The 18,584-nt window shown below is 73.3% G+C and carries 9 protein-coding genes; 8 read left to right on the top strand and 1 reads right to left on the bottom strand.

Annotated features, from left to right (window positions below):
* Positions 1 to 24: 24 nt before the first annotated feature.
* Positions 25 to 5,523 carry a trypsin-like peptidase domain-containing protein gene (locus tag OG580_RS30805; RefSeq protein ID WP_267046917.1) on the top strand — a complete coding sequence of 1,833 codons (5,499 nt, stop codon included), beginning with the start codon at positions 25 to 27 and terminating at the stop codon, positions 5,521 to 5,523.
* 6 nt (positions 5,524 to 5,529) lie between these two features.
* Positions 5,530 to 6,615 (top strand): trypsin-like peptidase domain-containing protein, encoded by a 1,086-nt coding sequence (locus OG580_RS30800; protein ID WP_267046916.1) that lies wholly within the window; start codon positions 5,530 to 5,532, stop codon positions 6,613 to 6,615.
* A gap of 48 nt (positions 6,616 to 6,663) precedes the next feature.
* Here OG580_RS30800 and OG580_RS30795 read toward each other — a convergent pair whose 3' ends face one another.
* Positions 6,664 to 7,338 carry a 1,4-alpha-glucan branching protein gene (locus OG580_RS30795; RefSeq protein WP_267046915.1) on the bottom strand — a complete coding sequence of 225 codons (675 nt, stop codon included), beginning with the start codon at positions 7,336 to 7,338 and terminating at the stop codon, positions 6,664 to 6,666.
* 152 nt (positions 7,339 to 7,490) lie between these two features.
* Between OG580_RS30795 and OG580_RS30790 the strand changes: the two genes are divergently transcribed.
* From OG580_RS30790 to fxsT, 6 genes are all read left to right on the top strand, one after another.
* Positions 7,491 to 8,717 (top strand): serine hydrolase, encoded by a 1,227-nt coding sequence (locus tag OG580_RS30790; protein ID WP_267046914.1) that lies wholly within the window; start codon positions 7,491 to 7,493, stop codon positions 8,715 to 8,717.
* 267 nt (positions 8,718 to 8,984) lie between these two features.
* Positions 8,985 to 9,887: a hypothetical protein gene (locus OG580_RS30785; RefSeq protein WP_267046913.1), complete on the top strand. Its 903-nt coding sequence runs from the start codon at positions 8,985 to 8,987 to the stop codon at positions 9,885 to 9,887.
* Between the two features lie 287 nt (positions 9,888 to 10,174).
* Positions 10,175 to 11,236 (top strand): trypsin-like peptidase domain-containing protein, encoded by a 1,062-nt coding sequence (locus OG580_RS30780; RefSeq protein WP_267046912.1) that lies wholly within the window; start codon positions 10,175 to 10,177, stop codon positions 11,234 to 11,236.
* Positions 11,233 to 12,765 (top strand): hypothetical protein, encoded by a 1,533-nt coding sequence (locus OG580_RS30775; RefSeq protein WP_267046911.1) that lies wholly within the window; start codon positions 11,233 to 11,235, stop codon positions 12,763 to 12,765. Before OG580_RS30780 ends, OG580_RS30775 begins: the two co-directional genes overlap by 4 nt.
* Complete coding sequence (locus tag OG580_RS30770; RefSeq protein ID WP_267046910.1) at positions 12,762 to 13,889, top strand: MoxR family ATPase; 1,128 nt, start codon at positions 12,762 to 12,764, stop codon at positions 13,887 to 13,889. The genes OG580_RS30775 and OG580_RS30770 overlap by 4 nt, the downstream gene beginning before the upstream one ends.
* A complete protein-coding gene (fxsT, locus tag OG580_RS30765; protein WP_267046909.1) occupies positions 13,886 to 18,568 on the top strand; it encodes an FxSxx-COOH system tetratricopeptide repeat protein in 4,683 nt (1,560 codons plus the stop codon). The genes OG580_RS30770 and fxsT overlap by 4 nt, the downstream gene beginning before the upstream one ends.
* Positions 18,569 to 18,584 lie beyond the last annotated feature (16 nt).

The following is an 18,584-nucleotide window of genomic DNA, read 5'->3' as shown; positions in this document are numbered from 1 at the left end:
CGAAGAGCGCCGGGCAGGTGCCGTATGCCGCTCACCGAGACGGAGTGGGGGCTCGTCGCCAGTTGGGTGCGGGCCCATCTCCTGGACACGTCCGAGCCACGGGAACGACTGCTGGGCGCGGGGCTGCCCGCCGATTTCGTCCAGGACCTGCCGCTCACCCCGGACGCGGACCGCAACGCCCTGCTGGTGGTCGGGGCCGCCCGCCGGGACATCGCCCATCAGCGTCGGCTGCTCGCGGTCCTCGCCGACCTCGACGCACTCGCGGCCATCGACGACCCGCACGCCTTCGAGCAGGGCGCCGAGGCCCGGAACCTGCTCACCCGGCTGCGGGAGGACGAGCGGCTGAGCCGTTCCCCGCAGGACCCCTTCCGCAGCATGCTCCTGAAGCACGGCACGGAGGCGTTCCTCGACCGGACCGAGCTGCGCGAGAAGCTCCGGGGGTTCCTGGCCGACCCGGAGCAGACGGTCCTGGTGGTCGACGGCCCGCCGGACAGCGGCCGCTCGTACACGTACGAGCTGATCCGCCATCTCGGCCAGCACTGCGACTTCCGGCCGGTACGGGTCACCCTGTCCCGCACCTCCACGGCCGCGCGCCTGCTGGAGCGACTGTCCGCCTTCGTGTCGGCACCGGGAGCCGACGCCGACGCCTTCCCGTTGAACCCGACACGGTTGAACGATCCACTGCCCTGCTTCGAGGACGCGGCACACCGGATCGTCGGCCGGGCGACGGCCGCCGAGGACCGGTACTGGCTCGTCCTCGACGACTGCGACCGGCTCGATCCGAACTCGGACGTGTGGGACTGCATCGGCGTCCTCGCCCGGGCGGTCTACGAGCACACCCCGGTACGGAAGGAGACCGTGCCCCGCCTGGTCCTCCTCGGCTACTCGACGACGATGCGCCAACTTCCGTACGAGATCCGGAAGAACGAGTGCCGCGACACGACCCGCCTCGTGGACGACGACGATCTCCGCGCCTTCTTCGCCGAGTTCTTCCGGGAGTTCACGAGTTCGACGGGAGACCCCGCGGACGAGGGGATCCTGAGCGACCTGACGGAGACGGCCGTCTCCGAGGTCCTCCGCGCCGTGGACCGCCCCGACGCGGAGGAGAGTTACATGCGCCGGGTGTGCACGGCGGTGGAGGATGTCGTACGCCTCCACCGGGCGTTCCCCCCACCACTGCCGCCGTCCCCCGGGGTCGCCGGCCATCAACTCCGGGACGCCCTGCGCACGAGCCTCGCCGCGACCGGCCCCGCCCTGCCCGACCTCCGCAGGTCCTACCGCGAATCGGCCTGCCTCCTGCAGGAGTTCGACCCCGCGCTGCTACGGCTCCCCGAAGAGGAGGTGGCCACAGGACGCGCGGTCCTGGAGCTCGTCGACGACTGCACGGCGGTCCCCGCCGCCGGAACCACGGTGTGGACGCTGAAGCCCGAGATCCGCGAGACGGCCCTGGAGGGCCTCGCGGGACCCGACGCCGCACTGCGCGCCCTGCGGGCCAACCTCGACCTGATCCACAACGACGCCGCGGGTCCCGTTGATCCCGCACTTCCCGTCGATCCCGGAGGCCATGGGGGTCCCGTCGATCCCGGAGGTCCCAGAGGCCCCGTCGATGTCAGCGGTCGCGGAGGCCCCGTCCATCCGGTAGGCCTCGGAGACCATGGAGACCACGGAAGCCCCGGCCCGGAGCGCGCCGCCCTCGCCCTGCTCGCGGGCGCCGGCGCCCCCCTCCCCCACGGCGACGAGGACGTCGACACGCTCACCGACACCCTCCAGGCCGTCCTCTGGCTGAGCCGGGTCCCGGGCGTCACCGGACTGCCCGCCGTCGACGACGTCCAGCACCGCCTGGAGGAGGCCCGGCTGCTCCAGCCGCTCCACCGCCTCGTCGAGGGGACCTTCCACGGCCGCACCGCCGAACTCGACGCCCTGCACGCCTACTTCGTCCTCCCCGAGGAACCGGCGGAACCCCCCTTCCTCATCCACGGCGTGGGCGGCATCGGCAAGAGCATGCTGCTCGCCCGCTTCCTCCTCGACGAGAGGTCCTCGTTCCCCACGCCGTTCCCCTTCGCCTACCTCGACTTCGAGCGTCCGACGATCTCCGTCCACGAACCCGCCACCGTCATCGCGGAGATGGCCCGGCAGCTCGGCATCCACCACCCCGGGTACCGCGCCGCCTTCGACGCGCTCGCGGACGAGTGCGAGCACACGGCGGCGGTCCAGCGCGGCGAACGCAACGAACTCGACGAGCTCCACGAACTCTCCGCCACGCGGGCGACGATCGGCCGCGACTACTCGGCGGACTTCCACGCCCGGGCCAGCGCCCGCGAGCAGGAGCTCGCCCGCAGGGTCGCGGCCCTCGTCGCCGAAGCCGTCCGGCCCCCACCCGGCCTGCCGTCCCCGCCGTTGCTGATCGTGGCCGACTCCTTCGAGGAGGCCCAGTACCGGGGTTCACCCGTGATCGGCCGCATGTGGGCGATCTGGACGGCGCTCCGGGCGGCCTACTCCCGGCTGCGCTTCGTCGTCGCCGGCCGCGCGCCCATCGACCACCCGGCCCGCGTCCTCACCCTGCGCACGATGGAGCTCGCCGAACTCGACCACCAGGCCTCCGTGGACCTGCTGACGTCGTCCGGAGTCAAGGACGAGAAGATCGCCGAGGAGCTCGCGGACCGGATCGGCGGTCATCCGCTGAGCCTCAAGCTGGCCGCCCGAGCGGCGGTGGCCCTGGGAGCCGACTCCACCTCGCTGAGCGAGCTGCTGCACGGACTCCCCTCCCGGCGCCGCTACTTCGACCGCCAGATCGACCAGATGCTCATCCAGGGCACCCTGTACGACCGCATCCTCAAGCACATCGTCGAGGACGACCTGCGGGCCCTGGTGCAGTCGGGGCTCGTGCTGCGGTACATCACCCCCGACCTGATCCGGCACGTGCTGGCCGAACCGGCGGGGCTCCGGGTCGACACGGCGGCGGATGCGCGCCGCCTCTACGGGCTGCTCAGGTCGCGGGTCGACCTCATGGAGTCGGCCGGGCCCGAGGCCATCCGGCACCGGGCCGATCTGCGGACCATCATGCTGCGCCTCTCGGACCAGTCGCGGACGGATCTGATGCGGGCCGTGGACGAGCGAGCCGTCGCGTACTACGCGGCACGCGAGGGAGCCAGGGACCGGGCCGAGGAGATCTACCACCGGCTCAGGACCAACGAGAACCCCCGTACGGTGGAAGCCCGTTGGGAGCCGGGAGTCGCCCCGTACCTGGGAGGCCTGACCTACCGCGAGATGTCGCAGCGCTCGGCCGCCTTCCTCCTCGGGAAGATCGGCGGCCACGTCCCCGACCAGATCATGACCGAGGCCGACCAGGAGACCTGGGAGCGGATCGCCACGCGCGAGGTCGAGGACCTGCTCACCCAGGGGTACGTGGAGGCCGCGGCGCAGCGGCTGACCGAGCGGCGGCCGTGGACACCGTGCAGCAGGCTCCACGCGCTGCTCGCCGAGACCCTCGCCCGCTCCGGGCGGACCGCGGAGGCGCGGGAGAGCACCGAGCGGGCCGTGGCGGGGGCGGTGGAGGCGGGCTGCGCCGAGGCCCAGCTGGAGTTGCTGCAGATGGCGGCACGGCTCGCGCAGGACGCGGGCGACTTCGAGGACGCGGACCGCGACCTCCAGGAGGCCGAGGAGATCGCCGCCGGCCTCGGCCTGCGCTACGAGTCCCTGGGCGTCCTGGTCGCCAGGTCCCGGCTCGCGACCCTGGCGCACGACGACGCCGCTCCGGCGGAGGCGCGGCTCGCGCGGACGATGCGCGGGATACCGGACGCGGAGCTGGCCCGGCAGCCGTCGCTCGCCCGCGCCGCGGCGGCCACGGCCTGCCGAGCCGATCCGCAGCTCCTCGAACACACCCTGCGCCTCGTGGGGCTGCCCGCGGACGAGGACGCGGTCGTGTCCGAGCTCGCCCACTGGTTCGACGCCACGATGACCGCCGAGCCCCGCCTCCGCGAGCCGCTCACCCACATCCTGGACACGGCCACCGGGGCCGTGTCCGGACCGCGCCCGGGCCGCGAGGGGATCGAGCTGGCCCTGCGGGAGGCACGGCGGCGCGGGACCCTGGACAGGGTCGCCCGGGAGGCGCTCACCCTCCGGGACGCCGGCGGGGACCTGCTTCTCGGGGTCGCCTCAGCGATGGACGCGGGCCCGTTCGCCCCCGGCCCCGCGCCCTCCGGCCCGGCCCCGGATCCCCCCCTGCCGCCTGGCACCACCGCACCCGCCCCGGTCGGCCCCGACTCGGCGACGGGCCGCTGGACGGGTGTCCGCCCCCGGCGCGGAGGCCCCGGGCTGTGGACCCAGCCGCCGCCCCACGCCGCCGGAGCCGCACTGCGGAAGGAACCCTTCCTGCCGCAGGAGGAGCTCGTCCGGGTCCGCAACGCCGCGATGGAGGCGGGCCTCGCCGACCGCGCCCTGCGCCCTGAACTCCTCAAGGGCATCCCGGGGCATTTCACGGCCACCCTCGAACCGCTGGGCGACCCCCTCGCCCAGGCCCACTCCGACCTCAACGCGATGAACTGGGTCGAGCGGCTGATCGACGGCCTGGTGCCGCTGGAGATCTGGCTCCACAACGCGATCGAACAGACCCGGGAACGGGGCCCGCGCGCCGTCCTGCAGGGCGCCCTCGACACGGTGGCGCGGAAGATCACCGGCGAGGCGGCGCTCCCGAGGGACCTCCTCCCGGCGGAGTTCAAGGAGGAGATCGTCCTCCAGGACGACACCGTGCCGTACGGATTCCTCCACGGCGGCATCCGGACCGGCGCCGCCGTCGCGCATCTGCGCATCCCGCCCTACGAGTCGGGCACCCCGCTCCTCCCCTCGTATCCGCACGGCGGTACGGGGTGGATGGTCGCGCCCCACCTGATGATCACCAACCACCATGTGGTGATGGCCCGTTCGGTGGACTCGGGCCTCCCGCCGTTCGTGAGCGACGAGGACCTGCGGATCCAGGTCCTCATGTCACGCTCCGTCTTCGACTTCGTCGAGAACGCGACGGTCTCCCCCGAGGTGACGGCAGACGAGCTCGTGGCCTGGGACGCGGAGCTCGACTACGCGATCGTGCGGCTCGCACCCGAGCCCTCGCCGCGGCCGATCCTCAGACTCGCCGAGCGGCCGCTGCTCGTCCGGGAGCGCCAGCGCGTACCGGTCAACATCATCCAGCACCCGAGCGGTCTGCCGAAGCGGGTCGCCCTGCGCAACAACCTGGTCTACCGGGCGGACGAGCGGGACATCATGTACTTCACCGACACCCGCGGCGGGTCCTCCGGTTCGCCCGTCTGCCTCGACGACTGGACGGTGGTGGGCCTGCACCGCGGCGCGCAGCTGGTCGACGAGGTCGAGTTCCAGGGAGCGAAGACGCGGTACGTGAACGTCGGAACCCAGATCAGCAGCATCATGAACCATCTCCGGGCGTCCCGGACCGAGTTGTACGACGAGATCATGGCCGGCCAGCGGGGCCGGCCGGCCCCGGGGGGACCGAACCACGGCAATCCGAGGTGAGTGACCATGCCGAGCGGAGCACGCAACGGGTCGCCGGTCGCGACCGGCGCCGAGCAGATCTTCGGAGACCTGCGGGAGGTCGCCGCCCGCGTGCGCGCGGACCTGGAGGCGGAGATCGCCGAGTCGTCGCTCGAACTGCCCGCGGACGTGGCGCCCGCGGCCGAGATCTCCCGCTTCGCCCGCGAGGAGCGGGCGCGCGTCCTGGAGGCCGGAGTCGTCGGTCTGGAGAAGCTGGCGGCCCACCGCGAGGACGAGATCAACAAAGACGAGTCCTTCGGCGTGGAGGCGATCGTCCTCCTCCAGGGCCGGCCGGCGATCCTGGTCCAGCGTCAGGACTTCTCGCCGCAGCGGGACGAGTGGGTGGTGCTCGAAGGGCAACGGCCCGCGATCCGGGAGTCCTTGGCCCGGGTCGGCCGCGTCGAGGTCACCGGACACCCCAGCCTGGACTGGATCGGGACGGCCTTCCTCGTCGGCCCGCGCACGGTGATGACGAATCGTCACGTGGCCGTGGAGTTCAGCCGTTTCGAGGCGGATCACGACCGGTGGTCCTTCGCGTTCGGGATGTCGGCGCGGGTGGACCCGGCGGAGGAGCTCCCCCTGGACGGGGACCCGGCCACCACGTCGCTCTCGTCCCCGTACGAGATCACGGAGATCATCGGCATCCACCCGGACGTCGACATGGCCCTGCTGCGGATCGAGCCTTCGGCCTCCGACGGCCTGCCCACGCCGCTCGCGGTCGCCGCGGACGCGCCCGCGAGCGTGCCGGGCCGGCCGGTGTACGTGGTCGGCTACCCGGCCTGGGACGGCCGGCGCAACGAGCCCGAGTCGATGCGCCGGATCTTCATGGACGTGTACAACGTGAAGCGGCTCCAGCCGGGTGCGGCCACCGAGTTCACACCGGGAACCCTGGTGATGAAGCACGACTGCTCGACGCTGGGCGGCAACAGCGGCTCCCCCGTCTTCGACCTCACCGACCACCGGGTCCTCGGCCTGCACTTCGGCGGCCGCTACCGCACCGGGAACTTCGCGGTCCCTCTGTGGGAGCTGATCGACGACCCCCTGCTCGCCCGGGCGGAGGTCAACTGGGTCTAGGGAGCGTGCGGCGGCCGGTCATGGCCGGCCCGGGAGTGCCCCCGGGCGTCAGAGGACGGGCTCGACGACCGCGTAGGGGCCACGGGCGGTGCGCCCGTCCGGCAGCCGCCACTCGGCGATGACCCGCCCTAGCCCAGGGGCGTCGCCCTCGTCGGCGTCGCGCAGCACCCGCCGTACACGCAGGGCCAGTTCACCGGCCTCGCCGCCGCTCACCCGTACCACCGCGTCGGTGTGATCGGACCCTTCCACCACCCGTACGAGCTCCGCCGAGGCCGCGCCGGACACGTCACCGCCCTCGGCCGGGAAGACCGAGACCGTACGGTCCGGCGTGTCGTCGAGGGACTGGTCCTGCGCCTCGGCGCGACCGCTGAGCAGCGCGTACAACTGCCCGACGAGCACCGGGTCGTGGGCGCCGTCGTAGATCCAGCGGGTCCCCAGGACACCGTGCTCGGAGGTGCAGATCAGGGCGTGCTCGGCGCCCTCCAGCGGAGCCCCGCGGTACGTCATGGGCACGAGGTAGGCGAGGGCCCCCTCCTCCGTCCCGTCGGTGACCGTCATGAACTCGATGCCCACCTCGCCCGCGGGGTCGTTCAGCCGGAACCCCCCGGCCTTGACCGGTTCCGGCCCCTCCGTCCGGCCGGTGTACCAGTCGCGGGTGGGCAGCCACGCGGCGATCAGTTCCAGTTTGGTGGGCTGCATCGTGGTGTGGTGGATGACGGCCATCGTGCGGCTCTTCCTCTCGACCGGAGGCCCGGGGAACGGCGACTCACAGAGACCCGGAACCTAACAGACGGTCCCGGGTCGCCGTGCGAGCCCTCTCGGGCGGACCTAGCCTGGGAGGTGGAGTGTCGTCCCCGGCAGCCAGGAGGCCCGCCGTGAGGTACTCATCCAGCCGTCGGCGGCGTCTCTGCGCCGGCGTCGCGGCCCTCGGGATCTTCGCGGCCCCGCTGGGCGCGGGCACCGCCCTCGCCACCGAGCCCCCCGGCCCGGCGGCGTTCGTGACGTCGTCCGCGCCCGCGCCCGCCGCCTCGGTGGACACGGAGTTCCCGGAGCTCACCCCGGCCGTCGCCGCCAAGCTGGACACGGCGGTCCAGGACGTCATGCGGGAGGCGGCGGTGCCGGGCGTCATGGTCGCCTTGTCGGCGCCGGGCAAGGGCACGTACATCCGGTCCTTCGGAGTGGCGGACAAGGAGACCGGCGCCCCCATGAGTCCCGGCCTCTACATGCGGATCGGCAGCGAGACCAAGACGTTCACGGTGACCGCCGTGCTCGAACTGGTCGACGAGGGCAAGGTGGGTCTCGACGACCCGATCTCCGAGTACGTCGCCGGTGTGCCGAACGGCGACAAGATCACCCTGCGCGACCTCGCGAACATGCGCAGCGGCCTGTTCAGCTACACCGCGGACGAGGACTTCTTCACGGCCCTGACCTCGAACCCCGACCGTCAGTTCACCCCGCAGGAGTTGCTGGACTACTCCTTCGCGCACCCGGTGGAGTTCCAGCCCGGCGAGTCGTTCCAGTACTCGAACACGAACACGGTCCTCCTCGGTCTCGTCGTGGAGAAGGCCGGCGGCATGCCCCTGGACGAGTACATCCAGGAGAACGTCGTCGAGCCCGCGGGGCTGCGGCACACCGCCTTCCCGACGGACGCCGCGTTCCCCAGGCCGCACGCCCACGGCTACACCGAACAGACCGCCTCGGGCGACGTCGAGGACGCCACGGACTGGAATCCCTCCTGGGGCTGGGCCGCCGGGGCGATGATCTCCAACCTCCAGGACATGCGCACCTGGGCCAAGGTCGTCGCCACGGGCACACTGCTCACCGCCGAGACCCAGGCCGAACGCCTGGAGATCCCGCAGCCCGGCCCCGGTGGCTCCGGATACGGTCTCGGCATCTTCAACGCCCAGGGCTGGATCGGCCACAACGGTTCCCTGCCGGGCTACCAGTCGCTGACGATCTACCTGCCCGAGGAGCAGGCGACCCTCGTCGTCCTCCTCAACACCGACATCACCTCGGACGCCGGGACGCCCAGCACCCTCTTCGGCAAGGCCGTCACGGAGGTCGTGACCCCGGACCACGTCTTCGAGATCCCGGGCCAGTAGCCACCCCCGAGCCCTGACGCCGGAGGCCCGACGGCAGCGGGAGCAGCCCTCGACGACGTACCGCAGCACGTCGAGCAGCACCGGGGAGGGCTTGCGCCCGTACGACGTGCGCGCCCTCCGTTTCCGACCGCGCGCTCCGGCGAACGGAGCAACCGTCACTGGGACCGCACCCACCAAGATCAATAGCGTGACGTCCGGCGCGTGACCTCGCGTTCTGTCGGACAGAGAAGGCAAGCCACTCCAGTGAAACTCCCGATGCTGCACCGCATGGCCTGGCTCACCGCGGCGACCGCGCTGCTCACGACGTTCGGCACCGCCCCCGCCGGGGCCGAAGGAGAATGGCGGAAGGTCGGCGCGGACGCCCGCAGCGGGATCAGCGGCCTCGCCTTCGAGGGCCGTACCGAGGACGGGGCGGGGGTGCGGGTACTGGCCGTGCACGACAACAAGCGCTCCGGGCAGCAGCGACTGTCCCGGATCACTCACACGGAGGGCTCCGCCGTCGTCTCCCCGATCACCTGGGACGGGTCGGAGCCGGTCGACCTGGAGGCCGTCGAGGCGATCCCGGGCATCCCTGGCGAGTACCTGGCGCTCACCGGCCGCGGCATCCTCTTCCGCCTCAAGGTCGCCGGCTCCACGGCGACGGTCGTCGACTACACGCCGCTGCCGGCGATCGGCGAGGGCGACGACTTCGAGAGCTTCGCGCTCGTCGCCCAGAACGGGAAGTTCGCCGCCCTGTGGGCGGACCGTGGCGCGGGCGAGCGTCCGGCGACGCTGTACGCGGCGCCGCTGACGTTCGCCGCGTGGGGGCAGCCGCTGTTCGGCGCGGTGACGCAGCGCACCTACCGGGCCGCGTATCCGACCGAGAGCGGGACGCGGCACATCTCCGACATCGCGGTCACGGACACCGGTCGGCTCGTGGTGAGTTCGGCGTCGGACGCCGGTGACGACGGCCCGTTCGACTCCGCGGTGACCGCGGCGGGCCGGGTCACGATCTCCGCGACGGGCCGGGTGCGGGTCGCGCTGGCGGCCTCCCCGACCCTGCTGGGGACGTTCCCGCAGTACAAGATCGAGGCGGTGGAGTGCCTGCCCGGCTCCGCGGACGCCCTGCTGGGCACCGACGACGAGAACGTCGGCGGTCACGCGCGAACCCTGCCCGCCTGCGGAGCCTGATCCCTCGTCCGGCTGACCCCACCCGCCGCCTTCGTCGGCGCCGGGGTCGGCGGGACGGGGTGGGGGAAGCCCGGACGGCGACATTCGGCCACACCTCGGCCGTCCCGTCGGATTCGACGACTTGTCGTGACGCCGACCGGGTATTGCTGCTTAGCATGGCTGCAACACGCGCTCCTCCAGTACCTGGTTCACCGCCGTGCCCGGACCCTGCGGACCGGGCTGACCCGTCGGACCGGCGGACCGGGCGTGTGGCGGAGGCTCGCGGAGTGGGGAACGGGGGCACAGGGGTGGGACGTTCGCTCGCGGATTCATGGCGCGTTCGGATCCTGGACGCGCGGGGCACACCGGTCGGCGCCGGGGTGCTCGTGGCCGGTGGCCGGGTGGTCACCTGCGCGCACGTCGTGGAAGGGGCGCTCGGCCCCGACGACGGGGATCCGCGGGAGGCGGAGCTCATGGTGGACTTCCCCGGCTCCCTCGCTCCCGGCGCGGCGCCCGTGCGCGCCGGGGTCGCACCCCGGGGATGGGCGCCACCGGACGAGGAGCGGGCCGACGTCGCGGTGCTCGACCTGTACGAGGACGCCCCCGCCGACTGCGGGCCCGCCAGGCTGCGGCCGTGCGGCCCCGCCCGCGACCGGATCGTCCGCGCCTTCGGGCAGGTCGTCGGCGCGCCCGCCGGGCTGTGGGTGCGCGCACGGCTGGTGGGATCCGGCGGACTGAGCCCCGAGTGGATGCAGTTGGAGGCCGCCGGCGAGTCCGGGGACCGGCTGCGGCAGGGCTACAGCGGGGCCGGGGTCGTCGACGGCTCCGGGGACGTGCTCGGCCTGGTGGTCGCGGAGGACACCCGCGCGGAGCGCCGTACCGGCTGGATGATCCCCGTCGAGATCGTCGTACGGTACTGCCCCGACCTGGCGGACGCGGTGACCGGCTCCCCAGCAGGGGACCGCGCCTCCGACGCGTACGACACGGACCGCGGCCCCGCCTCGTACGACGCCTTCCGCTCCCCCGGTTCCGACGCGTCGGACGACGTCCTTCCGCCGCCGTGGCCGCCCAGCGCCGAGCGGGATCTCGCCCGGGTGCTCGTGAAGGTACGGAGCTTCGCCGATCCGCACCGCCGCGAGCGGGTGCTCCGGGACACCGGGGACCACATAGCCTTCCACGTCGAGCGGACCGGCGTTCTGATCAACGACGCGCGCGCGGTGCTCGGGCTCTGCCTGGAGTACGAGGACGGCATCGAGCGGTTCGCGGCGGCGCTGCGCTGGTACGAGTCGGGCTCGCTGCCGATGCGGGAGTTCGACCGCGAGGTCGCCCGGCTGCGTGCGCGGGGGCCCGGCGGTGGGGCCGCCCGATGAGCGGCTCCCACGATCCGTACTGGCGGCTGGCCCACGAGATGGTCCGGCTCCAACGTTCGCTCGCGGACACCTCGTCGGCCCGCTCGGCGGCGCTGCGCCGGGTCGCGGCGGAGTGCGGGGCGGACCCGCGCGCGCCCGAGGGCGTCACCGTGGAGGCGCTCGCCCAGGAACTGGCCTACTGCGCCGACCATCCGGGCGGGCTGGCCGTCTACCTGGAGGAGTTCTCCCGCGGCCACCAGAAGACGGCCAGCTGGCGGGAGGTGGAGCGGCTGCACCGGCAGCTCTTCCCCGCGGACCTCCTGGAGCCGCACCAGCGCCGGACCCTGTGCGAACTCCTGGAGTCCTGCGAGCAGGCGCCCCGGCTGCGTTCCCTCGCCCTGCGCGTCCTGCACGAGTCCGGTGCCGGTCCGACCTCGCCCGAGGACTGGGGGCCCGACCGGGGCCACGACGACCGGCAGGGCGAGATCGCCGCGCTGCTGGCGGTGTTCGAGGATCTGCCGTACGGCTGGACGAACGAGCCGCACCCCCTCCTCGTCCTCGTCGAGACCGTGGCCGTCCTGGAGGACACCCCCCTCCGGGCCAGGCTGCACGCCTGGAGCGGACGGGTCGCCGCCCATCTGGGCTGTCGCAGTCCGCAGCGGCTGACCGGGCTGCGTGCCCAGGTGGCCGCCCGGGCGGGCCGGCCGCTCTCCCCGTACCGGCTGCTCGTGGAGATCACCGCGCGCACGCCCGTGCCCGACGTCTACACCGTGCGGACCTGGGTGGTGTCGCCCGGTCCGGAGGGGGCACGGCCGTACGGCGAGCCGGTGCGCCGGTCCTCGCAGGCCGCGATGGAGGAGGAGGTCGCGGGCCGCTACCTGTCCTGTGTGCAGGGGCTCGGGGAGCTGAGCGCGGGAATGGTGGTGGAGTTCCTGCTGCCGAGGCCGCTGCTGTGGCTGCCGGTGGACCAGATCATGGCCTGGCCGCCGGACTCGGTGGCCCGTCCGATCGGCGCCGACCACACGGTCCTGGTCCGCAGCCGGGACCGGTGGGCGAAGCCACACTGGCGTCCGCGGCTCCACGCGCGGTCCGACGTCCTCACCACCGCCCCGGAGACCGCCTTCGACTCGGCCGCCGTGCGCGTGGTGCCGTACGGAGAGCGGCTGCTGCCGGTCGAGCTGCTCCGGCAGCTGCGTCACGACCGTGATCAGATGGGCTGGCTTTTCCTCGAACCTCCCCCGTACACCGGAGGGTTGGAGGGAGACGCGGTCAACGTGCTGCTGGAGATGGGGATTCCGGTGATCGTGGCGGTGCGCGAGGTGGGCGGCCATCCCGAAGCGGAACGGAAGACACGAAAGATCCTGGCCGGCAGGCTCATGGAACTGCCCGAACGGGTAAGGATGGTGAGGGGAGAAGTGGGGCCGGACGCGGAGGCGTTCTCCGTTCTGGACCTGCATCGCCACATCAGCCTAGTGTGGGACGGTCGTGACGGACTGGAGGGGGCGGACGCCGCACTGGGGCATCCGTCGACCGGGGGTGGCTTGCCATGAGCGGGACCGTGGACCGCGCGACGGACGGCACGAGCGGCGACGCCGCGGGTGCCGACGGGGGCAGCGGGGACGGCGGGTTCACCGTCCCCGACTGGTGGGTCTTCCGGGACACCGGTGAGCACCGCTCACCGCGGGACGAGGCACTGCCGAAGCTCCCCCCGCCGCCGACCTGGCGCCGTTTCCGGCCGGAGTCCGAGCGCGGTCCGCTGACCGTCCCCGTGCCCGCCGACGGCCACGACACCCGGCGCCGGCTCGGCAGGCGACGGGGTGGCACGCTGGACCCGAAGGTGCTGCACGTCGTGAACGCCGCGATCCATCTGCGTCGCCCGCTGCTCGTCACCGGCGCGCCCGGCACCGGGAAGTCCACCCTCGCCCACCAGATCGCCTCCGAGCTGGGCCTCGGCGGGGTGCTGTGGTGGCCGGTGGTCAGCCGCACCACGCTCCGCGACGGGCTGTACGACTACGACGCCATCGGCCGCGTCCAGGACGCCCCGCAGCCGGGGCGCCGCTCCCCCGCCGGGGACGGCCCGCTGCCGGGCATCGGCCGCTACCTCACGCTCGGCCCGGTGGGGACCGCCCTGCTGCCGTGGCGGCGGCCTCGGGTGCTCCTCGTCGACGAGCTGGACAAGAGCGACGTGGACCTGCCCAACGACCTGCTGCACATCTTCGAGGAGGGCGAGTTCCGCGTCCCCGAGCTGGAGCGGCTCGCCCAGTCGCAGCGCCAGGTGGAGGTGGCCACCGCCGACCACGACCACCGCGTCACCGTGACGGCGGGCCGGGTGCGCTGTGCCGAGTTCCCCGTCGTGGTGATCACCAGCAACGGGGAGCGCGACTTCCCGCCCGCCTTCCGCCGCAGGTGTCTGGAGGTGCGGATGCCCGCGCCGGACGGGCAGCGGCTCGCCGCGATGGTCGCCTCCCACTTCGGCGGGGCCCTCGACGAGCGGACGCGGGAGCTGGTGCGGGAGTTCGTGGAGCGGCGGGGCGACACGGCCGACCTCGCCGTCGACCAGCTGCTCAACACGGTGCACATGCTCACCAACGGTGCCGCCGAGGCGGACGGCACCTCATGGCGACACCTGCGCGACGCCCTCTGGCGGAACCTGTCCTCGGACCTCTCACCATGACCGGACCCGCGGGCTCCGCAGGGCCCACGGCCCGCGAATGGGCGGAGGCGATCTGGCTCGCGGAGGTGATCGGAGAGGAGGAGGGGCCGCCGGGCCCCGACGGTGACTCCGGCTGCCACGACACGGGTGCCGCCGCTCCCTCCGGCCCTTCCCGGCCCTCGCGTACGACGGGTGACACGGCCGGAGCGGCGGGCACCGACACCCACATCGGCACGGACGCGGGAACGGGCACGGAAGCCGGCACCGGAGCGGACTCGCCGAGCGTTGCCGACGGTACGGATCGCCCCACGGACCCGGCCGCGGACTCAGCCACCACCACAGCCACAGCCACAGCCACAGCCACGAATCCGGCCACAGACTCATCCACCGTGAACGTCTCCCCCGCTCTCGGCGCCGGCGCCACCGGCCCGGCCGTCCCCGACGGCCAGGTGCCCGCCCTTCCCCGGGTCTCCCACACGCTGTCCTCCGGCCGGGGCGCCGTCACCGGGGAGGAATTACCCGGTGCGCTCCGGAGCCCCCGGAATCTGTCCCGGGCCCTGCGGCCGCTCAACCGCCGCCTGCCGGGTGGCGCCCGGCGGCGGGTGCTGGACGAGGAGGCTACGGCGGTACGGGCGGCCGAGACCGGCCACTGGGACCCGGTGCTCACCCGGCCGCCCGACCGCTGGTTCGAGGTGGCGCTCGTCGTGGAGCGCAGTGTGTCCATGACGGTGTGGCAGCCCGTGGCCCGGGCGTTCGCCGAACTGCTGCGCATGCAGGGCGCGTTCGCCGACGTACGGCTCTGGACGCTGGACACCCGGGACGGCAAGCACGCGGTGCTCCGCTCGGCCGACCGGGGGCTGCGGCACAGCCCCGCGGAGCTGTTCCATCCGGACGGGCGCCGGATCGTCCTGCTGATGAGCGACTGCGTGGGCGACGCCTGGGCGTGCGGAGCCGTACCGCGGCTGCTGCACACCTGGGGCAGACGCGCGCCGGTCGCCGTGCTGCAGCCCCTTCCGACTCACCTGTGGGATCTCTGCGAGGGCGTGCCGAGGGAACTGCGGGTGCGCGCCTCCACGCCGGGACTGCCCAACTCCCGTCTGGAACTGCTGCGGCACGGAAGGTGGGAGCGGCCGCGCGACAGCGACCCGGCCGATCCGCTGCCCGTCCCCGTGCCCGTACTGGAGCTGGAGCCCGACTGGTTCGCGGGCTGGGCCCGGATGGTGACCGGGGGCGCTCTGCCCTGGGCCGAGACGACCTCGCTGCTGGTGGACGAGAAGGGGCTCACGGCGCACTGCCTGCCGCCGTTCTCCTGGGAGGAGCGGCGCCGGCCGGTGCCTCCGGACCTGGCGGTACGGCGGTTCCTGCAGCAGGCCTCGCCGGCGGCGCGGCGGCTCGCGGCCCGGCTCGCGATGGTGCCGCTGCGGCCCGAGGTGGTGGAGGCGGTGCGCCAGGGGCCGACGGCGGTCGGCGGACCGCTGCCGTTCGCGGAGATCCTGCTGGGCGGGCTGCTCGCCTCGCGCACCACGGCCGGTCCGGGAGGGACCGACGAGGAGTACGCGTTCGAGTTCCTGGACGGGGTGCGCTCCCGGCTGCTGCGCGGTCTCGGCCGCACCGAACTGCTGCGCACGCTCCAGGAGACCTCCGCGCTGGCCGGACGCGCGGTCGGGGCCCGGCCGGACCTGTTGAGCACGGTGATCGGCAGCCGGGAGGAGCCCGACGCGGACACCCTCACCGATCTGGACCGCGAACTGCTCGACGCCGCGGGACCCGCGCTCAGTGCGCTCGGTCCACCCTATGGTGCGGTTTGGAACCCGGTTCGGGGGACGACGCCGTTCGGTCCGGTCACCACCGGGGAAGAGGTGACGCGGGAGGAGGGCCCGGCAAGGGTTCCGGTGGGCAGCGTTCCGGCGTTCGACGCCTCAGGCCCCGGTCGGCCGACGGACGACCCCCACCCCGGAAGCGAGGCCGGAACCGCAACGGAAACCGCAACCGGAGCGGGAGCGGAAGCCGGAGCCGAAGCCGCCCAGGACAACGACACAACGCCCCCGAACGCAAAGGACACCACCAGCATGGAACCCCCATCGGCGGGCGGCACCGCACCGGATTCCACGCCCCCTGTCACCGGCCCCGGCACCGAACCCGGCGGCACCGGCACCACCCCCGGCTCCGGCGGAGGACCGGGCTCCTCGGGCCAGTCGCCCCCCGGCCAGTCCCGCTCACCCCGGTCCGTACCGCTGCCCAACCCGCACTTCGCCGGGCGTGAATCCGAACTGAACGAGTTGCACCGGCAGTTGGGGTCGAGCACCAGGGCCGCCGTCCTGCCGCACGCGCTGCACGGCCTCGGGGGCGTCGGCAAGACACAGCTCGCGCTGAAGTACGTCCAGCTGCACCGGCACGAGTACGACCGGGTGTGGTGGATCGACGCCGAGCAGCCCGCCGTGATCCGGGCCCAACTGACCATGCTCGCACCCGAACTCGGCCTGGTACCCGACCCTCAGAGCGACACGGTGGCCCGCGTGCTGGCCGCGCTGGCCTCGGGCGCGCCGCACAGCCGCTGGCTGCTGGTGTTCGACAACGCGGGACAGCCCAACGAGGTCATCCCGTACCTGCCGTCGCTGATCGGCGACTCCGAGGGGACCGGGCGCATCCTCATCACCTCGCGCCACGCCGGCTGGTCGGACCGGGTCCTCGCGACCAAGGTGGACGTGTTCACCCGCCCCGAGAGCCGGTCCTTCCTGCGGGCGCGCGCGCCCTGGGCGAGTCCGGAGCAGGCGGACCAACTGGCGGAACTCCTCGGCGATCTGCCGCTCGCCCTGGAGCAGTGCGCGGCGCTCCAGCGCCAGACCGGCATCGCGGTGCCGGACTTCCTGACGATGATCGAGCAGCGGCGGGCCGAGGTGCTGGCCGAGGGCGTCGACTCGATCACCCTGCCGGTGGCGGTGGTGTGGCGGGCCTCCATGGACGCCCTGTCCGCCCAGACGCCGGGCGCGCTCGAACTCCTGCGCCTGCTGGCCTTCTTCGGGCCCGAGCCGGTCGCTCAGGCCTTCCTGCACGACGCCAGGATGCTGCCGTTGCCACCGGCGCTGATGCGGCTGGCCCGCGACCCGCTGGCCCGGGGGCGTACCATCCGGGCGATCAACCAGTTCTCGCTGCTCACCGTCGACAACGTGGCGGGGACGGTGCAGATGCACCGGCTGGTGCGGGCGGTCCTCCAGGACGAGCTGTCGGCGCAGGAGCAGAGCGACATGCGCCACCTGGTGCACCAGGTCATCGCCGCGCACGATCCGGGCGACACCCAGCGGCCCGAGCACTGGCGGAACTACGCCGACATCCTTCCGCACCTGGAGCCGACCGGGCTGCCGCACTGCGACGACCGGCACATCCGGGACACCGCGATCCACCTGATCTCCTATCTGCTGGCGCGGGGCGTGCTGCGCGGGGCGGCGCAGCTCGGCGAGCGGATCAGCACGGACTGGCGGTCGTTCCTCGGCGCGGACGACCTCCAGACACTGTGGGCGACGCGCTACCGGGCCAGCGCGCACTGGCAGTTGGCCGAGTTCGCCACCTCGCGGCCATTGAGCGAGGAGGTGCTGCGGCGTCTACGGGAGACCGTGGGCGACGACCACGAGTACACGCTCACGGCCGCCGGCGCGCTCGCCGCGGACCTGCGGACGGCGGGCCTGTTCGCGGACGCCATGGGGCTGGACGAGGACGCGTACCGGCGCAGCGTGAACGTGTACGGGGCGGAGGATCCGTTCACCCTGCGGGCCGGGCACAACTACGGGGTGAGCCTGCGTGTCAACGGGCGCTACGGCGAGGCGCTGGACCTCGACCGGCGCGTCTACCGCGACCGCCGCACGGTCCTCGGATCGACCGCGCACTCCACCCTCTTCTCCGTCAACAACGTGGCCCGCGACATGCGCGAGTGCGGCGAGTACGCGGCCGCGCTCGAACTCCAGGAGCAGACGCTCGCGCAGTACCGCGCGCAGTACGGCGACCGGCATCCGCACACCATGCGGGCGATCAAGAACATGTCGGTGACCTGCCGCAAGGCCGGCCGGTTCGAGCGGGCGCGGAGGCTCGCCGAGGAGGCACTGGACCTGTATCTGACCATCTTCGGGGCCCAGCACATCGACTCGCTGGCCGCGTTCGCCAACCTCGCCAACGACCTGCGGCTGACGGGCGACACGGAGGCCGCCGAGCGGCAGGGCGCGCAGGCCGTGGAGCGGTACCGGGAGGTGCTCGGCGCCGAGCATCCGCTGACGTACGTGGCGGCCGTGAATCACGGGGCGGCGCTGCGCGCGGTGGGCAAGTTCCCGCAGGGGCTCCGGCTCGACCAGGCGACCGCCCCGGGGCTCGAACGGGCGTTGTACGAGACGCATCCGTGGCCGCTGCTCGCGCACGTCAACCTGGCGACCGGGATGGCCAGGACGGGCGACCACGAGGCGGCGCGCGACCTGGGCGCGCGGTGTGCCCGGACCCTGGAGGAGCGGTACGGGGACCGGCATCCGGCGACGCTGGCAGCCCTGTGCAACCTGTCGCTCGACCTCGTGTCCTGCGGCGAGGAGGAGCGGGGCACGGAGCTGCTGGCCTCGGTGGTGCGCCGCTACCACGACACGCTGGGACCCGATCACTGGGAGACGCTGTCGGCGGAGGCGGGGCGGCGGGCGGAGTGCGACATCGAGCCGCCCCCGCTGTGAGGTCCGGGCGTCCCTA

The sequence above is a fragment of the Streptomyces sp. NBC_00094 genome, assembly GCF_026343125.1.
Classification (GTDB): domain Bacteria; phylum Actinomycetota; class Actinomycetes; order Streptomycetales; family Streptomycetaceae; genus Streptomyces.
This window is presented reverse-complemented; position numbering and strand designations above follow the sequence as displayed.

Coding starts and splice junctions, on each gene's coding strand:
- OG580_RS30785 (WP_267046913.1), top strand. CDS start 8,985: ATGGCCTGGCTCACCGCGGCGACCGCGCTGCTCACGACGTTCGGCACC.
- OG580_RS30775 (WP_267046911.1), top strand. CDS start 11,233: ATGAGCGGCTCCCACGATCCGTACTGGCGGCTGGCCCACGAGATGGTC.
- fxsT (WP_267046909.1), top strand. CDS start 13,886: ATGACCGGACCCGCGGGCTCCGCAGGGCCCACGGCCCGCGAATGGGCG.
- OG580_RS30795 (WP_267046915.1), bottom strand. CDS start 7,338: ATGGCCGTCATCCACCACACCACGATGCAGCCCACCAAACTGGAACTG.
- OG580_RS30770 (WP_267046910.1), top strand. CDS start 12,762: ATGAGCGGGACCGTGGACCGCGCGACGGACGGCACGAGCGGCGACGCC.
- OG580_RS30800 (WP_267046916.1), top strand. CDS start 5,530: ATGCCGAGCGGAGCACGCAACGGGTCGCCGGTCGCGACCGGCGCCGAG.
- OG580_RS30805 (WP_267046917.1), top strand. CDS start 25: ATGCCGCTCACCGAGACGGAGTGGGGGCTCGTCGCCAGTTGGGTGCGG.